15 protein-coding genes and 1 pseudogene are annotated in these 14,575 nt (G+C 54.0%); 1 reads left to right on the forward strand and 15 read right to left on the reverse strand.

The features are described from left to right. Positions 1-3: 3 nt before the first annotated feature. Genes WBC85_RS15610 through WBC85_RS15630 form a run of 5 tightly spaced genes read right to left on the reverse strand, consistent with a single transcriptional unit; the run spans position 4 to position 5,508 of the window. Positions 4-1,161, reverse strand: coding sequence for an acyl-CoA dehydrogenase family protein (locus WBC85_RS15610; RefSeq protein WP_424439353.1), 1,158 nt, complete (start codon positions 1,159-1,161; stop codon positions 4-6). 43 nt (positions 1,162-1,204) lie between these two features. Next, entirely contained in the window at positions 1,205-2,005 is an 801-nt protein-coding gene (locus WBC85_RS15615; protein WP_424439356.1) for an enoyl-CoA hydratase family protein, read from the reverse strand. Next, positions 1,995-2,471 carry a MarR family winged helix-turn-helix transcriptional regulator gene (locus WBC85_RS15620; RefSeq protein ID WP_424439359.1) on the reverse strand — a complete coding sequence of 159 codons (477 nt, stop codon included), beginning with the start codon at positions 2,469-2,471 and terminating at the stop codon, positions 1,995-1,997. The genes WBC85_RS15615 and WBC85_RS15620 overlap by 11 nt, the downstream gene beginning before the upstream one ends. Next, a complete protein-coding gene (locus tag WBC85_RS15625; RefSeq protein ID WP_424439362.1) occupies positions 2,468-3,223 on the reverse strand; it encodes an SDR family NAD(P)-dependent oxidoreductase in 756 nt (251 codons plus the stop codon). The genes WBC85_RS15620 and WBC85_RS15625 overlap by 4 nt, the downstream gene beginning before the upstream one ends. Next, complete coding sequence (locus tag WBC85_RS15630; protein WP_424439365.1) at positions 3,220-5,508, reverse strand: bifunctional salicylyl-CoA 5-hydroxylase/oxidoreductase; 2,289 nt, start codon at positions 5,506-5,508, stop codon at positions 3,220-3,222. Before WBC85_RS15630 ends, WBC85_RS15625 begins: the two co-directional genes overlap by 4 nt. Before the next feature lie 131 nt (positions 5,509-5,639). Between WBC85_RS15630 and WBC85_RS15635 the strand changes: the two genes are divergently transcribed. Beyond that, complete coding sequence (locus tag WBC85_RS15635) at positions 5,640-6,473, forward strand: tryptophan 2,3-dioxygenase (protein ID WP_424439368.1); 834 nt, start codon at positions 5,640-5,642, stop codon at positions 6,471-6,473. Positions 6,474-6,488: 15 nt separating this feature from the next. Here WBC85_RS15635 and WBC85_RS15640 read toward each other — a convergent pair whose 3' ends face one another. The 10 genes and pseudogenes from WBC85_RS15640 to WBC85_RS15685 all read right to left on the reverse strand — a co-directional run. After that, on the reverse strand, positions 6,489-6,953 hold the full coding sequence (locus WBC85_RS15640) for a PTS sugar transporter subunit IIA (RefSeq protein WP_424439371.1): 465 nt from the start codon (positions 6,951-6,953) through the stop codon (positions 6,489-6,491). Between the two features lie 224 nt (positions 6,954-7,177). Further along, a complete protein-coding gene (locus tag WBC85_RS15645; RefSeq protein WP_424439374.1) occupies positions 7,178-9,400 on the reverse strand; it encodes a S8 family serine peptidase in 2,223 nt (740 codons plus the stop codon). Between the two features lie 310 nt (positions 9,401-9,710). Continuing rightward, complete coding sequence (idi, locus tag WBC85_RS15650; protein ID WP_424439377.1) at positions 9,711-10,244, reverse strand: isopentenyl-diphosphate Delta-isomerase; 534 nt, start codon at positions 10,242-10,244, stop codon at positions 9,711-9,713. A gap of 10 nt (positions 10,245-10,254) precedes the next feature. Beyond that, positions 10,255-10,719 (reverse strand): PTS sugar transporter subunit IIA, encoded by a 465-nt coding sequence (locus WBC85_RS15655; protein WP_424439380.1) that lies wholly within the window; start codon positions 10,717-10,719, stop codon positions 10,255-10,257. 45 nt (positions 10,720-10,764) lie between these two features. Next, entirely contained in the window at positions 10,765-11,331 is a 567-nt protein-coding gene (gene hpf, locus WBC85_RS15660) for a ribosome hibernation-promoting factor, HPF/YfiA family (protein ID WP_424439395.1), read from the reverse strand. A gap of 240 nt (positions 11,332-11,571) precedes the next feature. Beyond that, on the reverse strand, positions 11,572-12,330 hold the full coding sequence (gene lptB / locus WBC85_RS15665) for an LPS export ABC transporter ATP-binding protein (RefSeq protein ID WP_424439383.1): 759 nt from the start codon (positions 12,328-12,330) through the stop codon (positions 11,572-11,574). Then, a complete protein-coding gene (locus WBC85_RS15670; protein WP_424439386.1) occupies positions 12,327-12,863 on the reverse strand; it encodes an LptA/OstA family protein in 537 nt (178 codons plus the stop codon). The genes lptB and WBC85_RS15670 overlap by 4 nt, the downstream gene beginning before the upstream one ends. A 9-nt stretch (positions 12,864-12,872) precedes the next feature. Continuing rightward, positions 12,873-13,484 carry an LPS export ABC transporter periplasmic protein LptC gene (lptC, locus tag WBC85_RS15675; protein ID WP_424439389.1) on the reverse strand — a complete coding sequence of 204 codons (612 nt, stop codon included), beginning with the start codon at positions 13,482-13,484 and terminating at the stop codon, positions 12,873-12,875. Positions 13,485-13,487: 3 nt separating this feature from the next. Beyond that, positions 13,488-14,450 carry a KpsF/GutQ family sugar-phosphate isomerase gene (locus tag WBC85_RS15680; RefSeq protein WP_424439392.1) on the reverse strand — a complete coding sequence of 321 codons (963 nt, stop codon included), beginning with the start codon at positions 14,448-14,450 and terminating at the stop codon, positions 13,488-13,490. Further along, positions 14,450-14,575, reverse strand: a pseudogene (locus WBC85_RS15685) (ribonuclease D); the annotation flags it as partial. The pseudogene WBC85_RS15685 and the gene WBC85_RS15680, both read right to left, overlap by 1 nt.

Genomic DNA, 14,575 nt, shown 5'->3' on the forward strand with positions numbered 1-14,575 from the left:
GATTCAGCCCCCGAAATGTTCAGCAGCGACCTGCCGCGCAATGACGACACGCTGCACGTCCGATGCGCCCTCATAAATACGAAGCGCACGAATATCGCGGTAGAGTTCTTCGACTTTCACGCCCTTTTTCACGCCATCGCCACCGTGTAGTTGCACGGCTTTGTCGATGACGAGTTGCGCTTGATCGGTGGAAAACAGTTTTGCCATGGCCGCTTCGCGCGTGATGCGCGGCGCACCTGAATCCTTGGTCCACGCGGCGCGGTATATCAGCAGCGCAGCAGCATCCACATCAAGCGCCATATCGGCGATGTGGCCTTGCACCATCTGCAAATCAAACAGCGGTGCGCCTTGCACGTGGCGCGTCGTGACACGTGTCAGCGCTTCGTCTAGTGCGCGCCTCGCAAAGCCAAGCGCGGCAGCGGCAACAGTTGATCGGAACACATCCAGTACGGACATCGCGATCTTGAAGCCTTGCCCGCTTTGCCCAAGCATGGCGCTCGCAGGGATGCGGCAATCGGTAAACCGCAGGGTCGCCAAAGGATGCGGCGCGATAACTTCCAGGCGCTCGGCTATCTCCAGGCCAGCAACATCGGCAGGCACGATAAACGCTGATAGTCCGCGTGCGCCATCGCCGTCCCCTGTGCGCGCGAACAAGGTGTAAACATCCGCGATACCACCGTTGGAAATCCATGTCTTTTCGCCGTTCAGGACGTAGTCATTTCCGTCGCGCGTTGCGCTAAGCGTCGAATTGGCAACGTCAGACCCTGATTGCGGTTCGGTCAGGGCAAAGGCAGATATCGCCTCGCCTTTACGCGTCAGTGGCAGCCATTGTGCGCGCTGCGTATCTGTACCAAACAGGGAAATTGCCCCGGTGCCGAGCCCTTGCATAGCGAAAGCGAAATCAGCCAAACCATCATGTCGCGCCAGAGTTTCCCTTGTCAGGCAAAGCGTGCGAACATCCAAAGGCGTACCATCAACAGAGGCGCTGGGCATCAGCCAGCCTGCATCACCCATGGCCTTCACCAGATTGCGGCAGGCCTGATCGTTGTCCGAATGGTCAATGCCACCTAACGCAGGGCCCGCCCAAGCATCCAGCTCTGCGGCGTGATTGCGATGCGCGTCTTCAAAAAATGGCCAATTCAGAAATGTCTTATCTGCCACAACGCTGGTCCTTCTTCATTTTGCCAATAAACTCATTTGCGGTTCAGTCACCCTGAAACACAGGTCGTTCTTTGGCGACAAAGGCATTGTAGGCGCGCTCGAAATCTGCGGTTTGCATGCAGATTGCCTGCGCCTGTGCTTCAGCCTCAATCGCCTGTTCGATCGACATCGACCATTCCTGCGCCAGCATTGTTTTGGTCATCATGTTTCCGAACGTCGGCCCCGCCGCGATGCGGGTTGCCATATCTTCGGCGGCACCGGTCAGCTCGTCTGCTTTTACGAGCTTGTTGTGAAAGCCCCATGAATGACCCTCATCAGCGCTCATAGAGCGGCCAGTATAAAGCAGCTCTGCCGCGCGGCCCTGACCGATAATCCGCGGCAGGATCGCGCATGCGCCCATGTCGCAACCAGCCAGTCCAACGCGGGTAAACAGAAATGCGACCTTTGCTTCTGGCGTGGCGATGCGCAAATCAGAAGCCATGGCGATAATCGCACCAGCGCCTACGCAGATGCCATCAATCGCTGCGATGACGGGTTTACCGCAATTGACGATGGCTTTGACCAGATCGCCCGTCATGCGGGTAAAGGCGAGCAACTCTTTCATGCTCATCTTTGTAAGCGGGCCGATGATGTCATGCACATCCCCGCCCGAGCTGAAATTGCCGCCGTTAGAGGCAAAGATAACGGCGTCCACATCATCCGAATAGTGCAACTCACGGAACCAGTCGCGTAGTTCTGCATAACTGTCAAAGGTCAGCGGATTTTTGCGTTCCGGGCGATCCAGTGCGACTGTTGCGATGCGATTTTCGATCTTCAGGAGGAAGTGTTTTGGTTCAGCGTTCATTGTTCGCGTCCTTTAATGTCAAGCCCTGGGTCAGTAACTCGCTTGTCAAATGGCAGGTTTCGGCATCAAGGCCAGACAGCAACTCGCTTACCCATCCTTCATGCGCTGCCGCTTGCTTTTCGAATTCTGCGATCCCCTGCGCTGTCAGCCGCACACGCGCAGCGCGACGATCACCGGGCACAGCTTCGCGCAAAAGAAATCCGTCTTCGCGCAGCCGATCTACAATGCCCGTGACATTGCCGTTTGAGACCATCAGCATTCGCGATAGTTCACTCATCTTCATGCCTTTGGGGTTGCGGTAAAGGGCGCTCATTACATCGAAACGGGGAAGCGTCGTGGCAAACTCAAGACGCAGCCGTTCGCGCAATTCCGCCTCCATCAGGCGGTTGGTTTTCAGAACACGAAGCCAAAGGCGCAAGCGTTCTTTGGAAGCGGGTTCAAGGTTTGGATTAGCCTGCGGCTTCATACTTCGCCCCCGGAAAGTGAAAGTGTGTGTCCATTGACGGAAGCGGCGCTGTCAGAGCAAAGCCAGAGCGCGCTGCCCGCGACTTCGCTGGTTTGGATGAAGCGTTTTTGCGGATTGCCTGCAATTAGGCTTTTGCGCGCCTCTGCATCATTCAGACCTGTTTTTTCGATGATCTCGCCAATTGAGCGTTCCAGCAACGGAGTTTCGATAAAGCCGGGGCAGATCGCATTTACTGTAATGCCGCTGCGTCCCAATTCTTGTGCCAGCGCGCGTGTCAAACCGACGACGCCGTGCTTTGCGGCGCAATAGGGTGCGACATAGGGATAGCCTTTGAGGCCAGCAGTTGAAGCAACCGCAATCATGCGGCCCCATTTCGCATTTTTCATATCGCTCAATGCCGCCTGCCAAAGATGGAATACACCTTCAAGGTTGACGGCAAGCGATGCGCGAAAATCTTTGGTGCTGACTTTAGAAAACGGAGCGCTGGGCGCGGCACCCGCATTGGCAATGGCGATATCGATTGGACCATTGTGCGCACGCGCATTGTTCAGTGCGTCATCCAGCGAGCCGCGGTCAGTAACATCAGCAGTCAAGGCAAGTGCGCCAAGCGGCACGGCCACGTTGTCTAACGGCTCTTGGCGGCGGCCAAGGATTGTAACCTTTGCGCCCGCTGCGGAAAACCGTTTGGCCAGTTCTGCCCCGACGCCGCTACCACCACCTGTGATGATGACATGCTTGCCTTCTACGCTCATACTTTTGCGACCTCTGCTTCTTTGTCAGCCAATCGCCATAGTTGATCACGTCCTGCCTCATAGGGCAAAGGCCACGTCATGGCGCGATCGCCGATTTCAGCGGCCGCATGGAGTGTCCAATAAGGATCGGCCAAATGGGGCCTTGCAAGGCACACCAGATCTGCGCGGCCTGCCATGAGGATCGAATTGACGTGATCTGGTTCATAGATGTTACCGACGGCCATTGTTGCGATACCTGTCTCGTTGCGGATGCGATCCGAGAAAGGCGTTTGGAACATACGGCCATAAACGGGCTGGCCTTGGGTCGATGTTTGACCAGCAGACACGTCGATAATGTCGGCGCCTGCATCACAGAAGGCCTTGGCGATATGCACCGCTTCTTCTGGCGTGACGCCATAATCACCCACCCAGTCGTTGGCGGAGATGCGCACTGACATCGGTTTTGATGCGGGCCAAACCGCGCGCATCGCGGTGAAGACTTCAAGCGGGTAGCGCAGACGGTTTTCTAATGAACCGCCGTATTCATCGTCGCGAATGTTGGAAAGAGGCGAGATAAAGCTGGAAATCAAGTAGCCGTGCGCGGCATGTAGTTCGATCATGTCAAAGCCAGCGCGCTCGGCCATTTGGGCGGCAGCAACGAAATCGGCCTTTACCGCGTCCATATCAGTGCGGGTCATTGCGCGGGGCGTTGCATTCTCATTTGACCACGGAATTGCAGATGCGGACAGTAGGTCCCAATTGCCAGAGGCGAGGGGTTTGTCCATGCCTTCCCAGCCAAGGTTGGTCGATCCCTTGCGTCCGGCATGACCGATCTGGCAGCAAATCTTTGCGCGGGTTTCACCGTGGACGAAATCGGTCAATCGCTTCCATGCTGTTTCGTGCTCTGGTGCATAAAGACCTGGGCAACCGGGGGTGATGCGCCCATCGGCAGAGGTACAGGTCATTTCTGTATAGACCAGCCCGGCGCCACCCTTGGCGCGTTCTGCATAGTGGATGAAGTGCCAATCGGTCGGGCAGCCATCCACCGCTTTGTATTGCGCCATTGGCGAGACAACGATGCGGTTGCCGAGCGCCATATCGCGCAATTTGTAGGGCGCGAACATTGGCGGGCGCACGGGGCTTTCTGGACCGCCCGCGCGCATCTGGAACCACTTCTCTGCACTTTCCAGCCATTCTGGATCTCGCATGCGCAGGTTTTCATGGCTGATGCGCTGAGAGCGGGTGAGCAGCGAGTAGTTGAACTGCACCGGATCAAGATGCAGATACCGTTCAACATCCTCAAACCACTCCAGAGAATTGCGCGCCGCCGATTGCAGTCGCAAAACCTCGACGCGGCGCTCTTCCTGATACAGATCGAACGCTTTGGTAAGTGTGGGTGTTGTGGTGATGTATTCGGCCAAGGCGACGGCGCTTTCAAGCGCCAGCTTGCTGCCTGAGCCAATCGAGAAATGCGCGGTGGCAGAAGCATCGCCCATGAGCACAATGTTGTCGTGGTGCCAGGTTTCGCACAAGACACGTGGGAAGTTTATCCAAGCCGAACCACGGATGTGATTGGCATTGGTCATTAACGCGTGACCGCCAAGATGATCTTTGAAAACATCCTCGCAAATCGCGATGCTTTCTTGCTGGGACTTATCCCCAAAACCATAGGCGTTCCATGTCGCTTCGTCGGTTTCGACAATGAAGGTCGCTGTGTCATCATCGAATTGATAGGCATGTGCCCACAGCCAGCCTTTGTCGGTTTCTTCAAAGATAAAGGTGAAGGCATCATCGAATTTCTGGTGCGTTCCGAGCCAGACAAATTTGCACGCGCGCATATCGATATCCGGCTTGAATGCGCTCGAAAACTCACTGCGAGTTGCGGAGTTCAGACCGTCGGATGCAACGACAAGGTCGTAACCTTTGGCGAAGTCTTTGACGCTTTCGACGTTGTGTTCGAATTCCAGCGTGACGCCCAGTTCGCGTGCGCGCGCTTGAAGAAGCAGAAGCAACTGCCTGCGCCCAATTCCGCAGAAGCCATGGCCTGTAGAGAGCTGACGCGTGCCGCGATAATGCACCGCGATATCGTCCCAATAAGCAAAATGCGCGCGAATGGATTCGGCAGAAACGGGATCGTTGGCGACAAGATTGTCGAGCGTTTCATCTGATAGAACGACGCCCCAGCCAAAGGTGTCATCAGGTTTGTTACGCTCAAAAACGGTTACTTCTGCTTCGGGTTGGCGAAGCTTCAGGGAAATCGCGAAATACAGACCAGCTGGTCCTCCACCCAAACACGCGACTCGCATCTTAATGCTCCCAAATTGATTGCTTACAGGGAAGCGTAAGCGTGCGATGTTATTATTTCAAGCATAAATGTTTAGGCTTGAAATAGATGGGCGCTCGTGTAGCCTGTGGATTGACTGAAGGAGGACGCAAGATGAGCGATCCATATGATCCAGCACGTGATGGCGCAAAAATGTCATTTGCAAAGGATATGAGCTATGGCGATTATCTGGGCATGGACGCAATTCTTGGCGCGTCAAAGCCTTTGTCGAACGCTCATGATGAGATGCTGTTCATAATTCAGCATCAGACATCCGAACTTTGGATGCGATTGATTTTGCATGAAATGAACGCAGCGCGCGCATTGGTTTCGCAAGGGCAGGCAGATCAAGCGTTCAAGATGCTGGCGCGTATCGCGCGTATCTTCGAGCAACTCAACAACGCGTGGGATGTGCTGCGCACCATGACGCCCAGCGATTACACGACCTTTCGTGAGGCTTTGGGCGCGTCATCCGGGTTTCAATCGCATCAGTATCGCTTGATCGAATTCATGCTTGGAAATCGCAACCCGTCTATGATGAAAGTGCACGAACACCGTCCCGAGCATCAAAAGATGCTGCTAGATGAACTCGCACAGCCATCGCTTTATCATGTGGCGCTGCGCGCGTTGGAGCAGGGGTTGGATGTGCGCTTTGATGACGGGGTTTACCGCATGGACGCGCCGCACACATCCAGCGATGCGGTGACCGAGGCGTGGACCAGGGTTTACCGCGATCCGCAACAGTACTGGTCGCTCTATGAACTGGCGGAAAAGCTGGTTGATCTGGAGGACTATTTCCGTCGCTGGCGATTTAACCATGTGACCACAGTGGAACGTGTAATTGGCTTCAAGCGTGGGACAGGTGGCACAAGCGGTGTGAAATACCTGCGCCGCATGTTGGACGTTGAACTGTTCCCAGAGCTGTGGAACTTGCGCGGCGCTTTGTAAGCACTGCACGCGTGCTTAGGCAGCTTGCTGGCGCTGGTTCTCGGTAATGATTGTATGCAGCGTTTCAACATCATCGTTTGCACGTAGGGTGGCACAAATGGTCGTCTCGCGCATCGTGCGCGAAATAAGTGCGAGGGCTTTGAGATGATCGACCCCGGCATTTTCGGGGGCCAATAGGCCAAAGAAAAGATCAACAGGTTTGCGATCCACAGCATCAAATTCAATCGGTTTTTCAAGGCGGATGAAAACCGTCTTCACTTCGTCCAATCCGACAATCCGCGCATGTGGCAAGGCAACACCATGTCCAACTGCGGTTGGTCCCAATGCTTCGCGATCCATTAAGGCGCGCAAGACGGTTGGGGCATCCAAGCCATGGGCTTGCGCAGCGAGATCGGCAACAGCGTGCAACAGCATCTTTTTGCTGGAGACAGTCGTGACGAACTTAACCGCCTCTGGCTTTAAAAGAGCGTGGATATCCAATTGTCTGCACCTTACCGCTTAACCGTTTAGAGCTGCCAAGAGGCAGGGTCCGTTTTCCAACGGAATACCGTCCAAGCCTGTTTGTCGTCAGTCTGACTGGCCCCAAGGTATTAAGATTTCCCTAGGGTCACGTCACGTTGCGGTGCGTATAGGTGCAAGTCGGTATGAGTTCAACCAAACTTCTGAGCGACGCCAAACCGAGATCCGGCGCCGCTAAGCGTTAGTTAAACAATCTCGATATCATTGCCCAAGAGGCCAAGATTCGTGACGTTCTCGATGGTCAGAATATCACCGCCACCGAAGTTTAGAACAGCATTGCCACCGACGATGGATCCGAAATCGTTGAGGACATCAGAGGCTGTTTTTGTCCCGCTCCAAAGATTGTCATTCAGAACAATCGTATCGAGATTGTTCTCGAAATCCGTGATCGAGTCCTTGTCGTCCTTGTTGTTAAAGACGAAACGGTCAGCATGCGCACCGCCCGTCAGGGAATCGTTTCCTGTACCGCCGGAAAGCTTGTCATTGCCGTTCCCGCCAAGCAGCTTGTCTGCGCCAGCGCCGCCAGACAGGGTGTCGTCGGCGTTGTGGCCTTTCAGGACATCGGCCCCGTCTTGTCCCTTAATGACATCAGCACCTTTTCCGCCTTCGACGGTGTCATTGCCGCCCCCGCCTTTTAGAAGATCCTTACCGTCCCCGCCAATAAGTTGATCTTTACCAGATTCACCCTCCAGGGTATCCGCGCCAAGGTTGCCTTTTAGGGTATCGTGGCCTGCTCCGCCAAAGAGTTCGTCATCATTGTCAAAGCCACGTAGATCATCATTGCCGCGCGCGCCGTGAAGTTCGTTCTTGGATGCGTTGCCTTTGATGAGATCATCGCCATCGCCGCCGAATGCGTTCTCGATATTTGTGCCACCGGCAATATCGGCCCAGGTGACGCCATCAACCTTAATGTCATTCGAGCCGGCACTGTCCAGATCAAGGGTGATATCACCCGCAATAGAGGACATATTCAGCCAGTCGTTTTTGCCGCCATTTGTGTCACTGATTATGCTGCGTGCAGTGTTTACCGCAGCATAAGTCAGGAAGTCTTCGGTGATATGGTGAACAGTGTTATTGCGAAGTGCCTGTCCGTAGAAGTCCAGGCTCCAACCTGAAAGCAGTCCGGTATCGCCACCTGCCGAGTCTGTGATCGACAAAACCCAATTGCCGGAAATGGCTTCTGCACCCAGAACAGCGGTGATCCCAAAGGACCAACTGCCGGTAAACTCCGCGCTACCGCCTTGGTTGATCGAAAGGGGCAGAACGGTTCCATCTGGTGCATAGAGCAGGATCGTCAGATCCCCGATGTATGTATGGGTAAGATCGATCGTGACCATCAAGTCTTCGACATACATGTCGCCGGAAATCGTCATGCTTGATGTTATTGTTGAATTGTCGGCAATCGTTTGACTGTCGGTCACTGAAAACGTCTGGTTGACCTCATTGGAGCTATCTTGAGCGTTGCCATTCATCACCAACCAGGCTTCTGCCATGCGAACCGCTGCAAAGGCGTCGACCATGCCGAACCCGTAACTTAGGTTGAACGACATGCCGCCACCGTTCCAGTTGGTGGCAGAGTTGCTACCCCAAGAAGACTGCTCAAACCCGCTTGGTCCCGCATTGATGGCAGAACCTGTATGCGTCGCAGAGATCGCGAGTATGTCCTGAACGTCGCGCCAGCCAAGGCCTGAGTTGGCCTCTAACATCAAGGCGACAACTCCAGAAACAACTGGGGTTGCTGCTGATGTGCCGTTAAAGCCCGCAGTGTAATTTCCGCCGTCATATCCGTCGCCGCCAGTGCGGTCGGTTGTGTAGTTATCTGCGGGTGCCGAAACGAGAATGGACAAGCCATAGTTGGAATAATCCGCGACAAACCCGTCAAGCTCCGTAGCGGCAATTGTGGTTGTATAGCGAATTGCGTTGATGCCATCGGCATTGGCATCAAGCGTATCGTTGCCAGCAGCTTGCAAGATGACAGTACCAAGGCCACCGCGACCATTTTCAATGGCAACTTCCATGCCGTTATAGACTTCTGCATAAACAGATGAACTGGTGTTGGTCAGATTTTGATAGCTTCCGTAAAGCGGTGTGCGGCCCCAGCTGTTGCTAATCAGATCAAAATTCTGCGCCCATGCAAGCGACGCGACTTCTGCTGCTGCGTTGGGCAAGCCTTCAAGGAAGTTCACCCCGGTCATCGTTACGCCCCAAGCGACACCAACGCCACCAATCCCGTTTTCGCCAACTGCGCCGATAATGCCCGCACAGGCAGTCCCGTGGCCGTCGCCACCCGAGATCGGGAAGGGGTCATAGGTTGTCCCGCTATATTGAAAATGAAGCGAACTGTCGTAGTTGCCAGCCAAATCTTCGTGGGTATATTCAAAGCCGTCGTCGTAAACACCTACGTGCACGACACTGGCCTTTAAGTTCAAATTTGGTGCCGTTCTCGGACTTGGGAACACTCCCCGACAGGCTGATCGATTCACCACTTGCCAGTTTAAATTCAGGGCAAAATACATCGCGCCCCAAAAGCGTCCCGTTGACCGTTTCTAGTGTAGGATATTGCTTTTCCAAATGCGCAGTTCCACTCATCGAAATCAACAAAACCAAAAAAGAAAACAGCTTCATAAGTAAATATTAACAGATTCGTGGGTTTCGGTACAACTAGCGCGCGAAAAATTGCATCTTCGCTTCGCAATACGTTCACTCCGATACAGGGTTTTACGGCAAGCGTTCCTCGAGCGTGAAAATTTTTTCAGCGAAATCTGTCAGATAAATCCTGAGCCACGGTGTGTAGCGTTCGGGTTCAGATGCGACGCTTGCCAAAAGGTCGGGGTAGCTAACCCAGTGAACGCCCATGACTTCGTCAGGGTTAAGTCGGGTGGCAGGCCTTTCATTCAAATGCGCAACAAAGACGTCTACCAATTCATGTTCGATCAACCCATTCCCGACATCAGCGCGATATTCGACTTGCCCGCGATAGGTGCAATTCTCAAGTTTGAGCCCAAGCTCTTCTTCCAGGCGCCGTAACGCACAGGTTTCGGCAGGCTCGTCCCAATGGGGGTGCGTACAACAAGTATTCGCCCAAAGCCCGGGCGTGTGATATTTGCCAAGCGCGCGTCGCTGGATCAGGATTTCGCCTTTGTGGAACACAAAAACCGATACGGCCTTGTGGCGCAGTCCGCGTTTATGTGCGTCCAGTTTTTCGACGGGCGTAAGAACGCCATTAACCCAAGCGGGGATCACGATCTCCACCTAACGCGTCCTACGCTGCCTTTTGGCGCTGGGCTTCAGCTAGGATTGTATAAAGCGTTTCCGGATCATCATTGGCGCGCAATTTCTCGCAGATTGATGAATCGCGCATAGTACGCGAGACGAGCGCCAGCGCTTTCAAATGCTCGACCCCGGCATCTTCTGGTGCAAGCAAGCCAAAGAACAGATCCACAGCCTGCCGGTCAACAGCGCTATAATCTATCGGCTTTTCAAGGCGGATGAAAATCGCCTTTACCGAGTCTATCCCTTTTACTCTTGCATGGGGAAGGGCGACGCCGTGGCCAACTCCTGTTGGCCCCAGCGCTTCGCGTTCTTGCAAGGCATGAAGCGTGGACGGCGCGTCCAAACCATGTGCTTGCCCGGCAAGGTCAGCCACAGCATGCAAGAGCATCTTCTTGCTAGAGACCGTAGAGACAAGTTTGACTGCCTCCGGTTTCAACAGATCGTGGATATCCATTTTGCCTGTACCTTACCGCATCCATCAATGTGATGGCGCGTTTTTCTAGTTTGGGTCGATCCAGCCGATATTCCCGTCATCCCGACGGTATACCACATTCACACCCTTGCTACCTTCATTTTTGAACACAAGGACGGGTGCGCCAGCGAGTTCCATTTGCATAACCGCTTCGCCAACTGAAAGAGACGGGATTTTCGTCTCCATCTCGGCAACAATTACGGGCTGCAAGGTTTCTGGCTCTGATTCCGTTTCAGTGTGGTCGCTGGCGAGGATATATGAGGAAGCGCCAATGAGTTCAACTGGATCGGTCCGGTCCTTGTGATGGTCTTTCAGGCGACGTTTATAGCGGCGCAGCTGCTTGTCCATTTTTTCGCCGCAGGCATCGAATGCGGCATAAATTTCAGTAGCATGGGCACGTGCAGAGGCCGTCAAGCCCGTTGAAAGGTGCACGATTGTTTCACAAACGTACTCATGCGCGCTTTTTGAAAAGATCACATTCGCATCGGTCGGTCGCTGGGCATATTTTGCCAGAATTGCGCCTAACTCTTCTTTTACGTGAGTTTGAAGCGCTTCGCCGATAGCTATTTGCTTGCCACTGATTTGGTAACGCATCCTGTCTCCTTCATGTATTGATGCCACCGCGCGGACTCCGACGGGAGCGCGCGGTCCTGTTGTCAGGTTTGGCGGACAGAGAATGAACGAATTGTAGATAACACTGTTTCTGCCCCAAGAGAGACATGTAGCAGATGAAGATGCGAGATCTTGCAAAACGTCATGGGTTCATTTGATGCTATCGCCAGCCATTTTGTCAATCAAATCCGACAAAATGGCGCAATAATTTGAACGACGCTTTTAAGAGATTTTGAAATTGTCGCCCAGATAGACACGGCGGACATTTTCGTTCTCAACCACGTCTTCGGGTGTGCCAGACATAAGAACCTGCCCATCGTGCAGAATGTAAGCACGGTCAACAATCTCGAGCGTTTCGCGCACGTTGTGGTCGGTAATCAGCACCCCAATCCCGCGCTTTTTCAAGTCGGCCACGAGATGGCGAATATCTCCGACCGAGATCGGATCAACGCCAGCAAAAGGTTCATCCAGCAGAAGGTATTTCGGATCAGCCGCAAGGCAGCGTGCAATCTCAACGCGGCGACGTTCTCCGCCCGATAGCGCCAACGCAGGCGCGCTGCGCAGGTGCTCGATCGAAAACTCGGAGAGCAACTCTTCAAGACGTTCGCGCCGTTTCTGGCGATCCTTGGATGAAATATCGAGGATAGAGGCGATGTTGTCTTCGACGCTCATGCCGCGAAAAATAGACATTTCTTGCGGAAGATAGCCGATGCCAAGCTTGGCGCGCCGATACATTGGCAGATTGGTCACATCGCGCCCGTCTATCGAAACGGTGCCACCTTCGGGATAAACGAGGCCAGCAATTGCATAAAAGCTGGTGGTCTTGCCTGAACCGTTCGGCCCAAGCAGCGCAATCACCTCGCCGCGATCAAGTTTCATTGAAACGTCGCGGATGACGACCTTTTTCTTATAGCTTTTGCGCAGGTTGTTGATGCGCAGGCCAGAGCTACCCTCGGTTACCTTCAGGGAAGGCCCGCTCATTCGCTTTCGCCCTTTTTTTTGGAGTTGGTACGCAGCAGAGATTTGACACGGCCCGTCATTAAGGCAGTTCCATCCTCCAGCTGGATCGTCATCTTATCAGCGGCGATCGCACTTAGCTTTTGCGTGACCAGTACATCGCCTGACATGATGATGACGTCGTCTTTCAGGCTATAATCAGCGGTTTCGCTTTCTGCGGCTTCTTCACCTTGAATCAGCGTAACACCGTCCTTGGCGTGCATGTGAGAAATGCCGCTCTGGTCCTCAAGGTAGAACACTTTCACCCAAGGCGCATATAGCGTCATATTGTCTTGCACGACGACCACATCACCCGTGAATAAAGCAGTGTTCGCATTTTCGTCGATAGCGAGTTGGGCAGAGGTGACGTCGATGGGCGCATCTGTATTTTGTTCACGGTCACCAAAGGAGATAGATGTCCCGCCTTCCGCGCTTTGAGCATGGGCAGTGACAATATCCATGGTGGAAAGCAACATGGCCAGCGCAGAAACGATAAGGGTAGTTTTGATCAACTTCACGGTGCTCGCCTATTCATCTATTTGCTTCTTATATACCAAATGTACGCCTTGGGTAAAAAGCAAAAGCACATTGCCACTTTTTTCGTCCGTCTTCACAAACATTTTGCCAGCATAAAGCGTGCCAGGCGGGCCATATCCGGTGACTGGGCCTGCGGATTCCCCTTCTACCTTTGACAAAAGGGAGGTCAATTGACTGGTGCGCATGTCATATCCATCGGTTGTTCGGATGTGCACATTTCCGCTTAGAACAGCGAGATCGGCCGCATCGTCAACGATGCCTGTGTCCGCTTTGACGGTCATCGTCTCGCCATTGTCGAGATTGATAGTTGCGTTGACGACCTGACCATATGTCTTGCCCTCTACGTCAGGGTCAGGACGGGCAGAACGCGCCGTGACGGTCAGGCTTTTGCCGGATTTCGTGTTGCCGTCATATTGCGGCCCACTAAGTTGTGAGCGATCAATCCTATCCCGAAACGCCTGATCTGAAAGTGCGACGGCGGCGGATGGATCAACCTTGCGCGACAGCATGAACATGGTGGAAAGCAGCACAAGCGCAACAAGCGGGAGCGTAACTTTTAGCCCTCGCACAACCCGCGTATATGCGTGATCTCCAAAGGCCATGATTTAACCAAGACCAGCGCGCAGGCAGTCGTGGATGTGAAGCAGCCCTTCTACTTTGCCCGCGTCATTGGTCACGAACAAGCAGGTGATTTTGCGGGTGTTCATTACGCCCAGCGCTTCTTCCGCCAATGCACCAGCGCGCATCGTCGTTGGGCCACTGGTTTGCACTTCGTTTGCGTTGAGATCCAACAGACCGTTCATATGGCGGCGCAGGTCACCGTCGGTAATAATGCCTTGCAGAATGCCGTCGGCGTCAATGATACCCACAACGCCAAAGCCCTTTTGGGAAATTTCCAAAAGAACATCGCTCATGTGCGTGTCAGGCGTAACCAGCGGAAGCGCATCGCCCGAATGCATCAAATCGCTTACCTTGGACAGGCGCGCGCCAAGTTTGCCGCCCGGATGGAAATCGCGGAAATTGGCAGGGGTAAAGGCGCGATGTTCCATCAAGGCCACCGCCATCGCATCGCCCAGCGCAAGGGTCATGGTTGTCGACGTGGTGGGAACGACGCCAGTTCCGCAGGCTTCCTCAGCGGCGGGCAAAACAATCGCAACATCCGATTGCATCAACAGCGTTGATTTCGCATTGCTCGCAACGCCGATCATCGGAATGCCATAGCGGCGTGTGTAGGCAATCACGTCGGCCAGCTCGGGCGTTTCGCCAGAATTAGAAAGCACCAGTGCAACATCGCCTTTGGTCATCATACCCAGATCGCCATGGCTGGCCTCGGCAGGATGCACGAAATGCGCGGGGGTTCCCGTGCTGGCAAAGGTCGCAGCGATCTTGCGCGCGACATGACCAGATTTGCCCATACCGCAGACAATAATGCGCCCGGGCGCATCAAGGATCAATTGCACCGCATCTGCAAAAGGATCGCCGATGCCATCAGCCAGAAGGCCAAGTGCATCGGCCTCGATACGGATTACGCGGCGCGCGGTGTCCAGAAATGTGTTTTTGTCAGCCATTAGTGAGAGAAGATGTCTACTTCTGGCCAACCTTCAAGGTCTAACTGCGCACGCATCGGTAGAAAGTCGAAACAGGCTTGGGCAATTGCCATGCGATCTTCACGGATCAGGCGCTTGTTCAGCTC

It is taken from the genome of Planktotalea sp., from assembly GCF_049680325.1.
Lineage (GTDB): Bacteria > Pseudomonadota > Alphaproteobacteria > Rhodobacterales > Rhodobacteraceae > Planktotalea.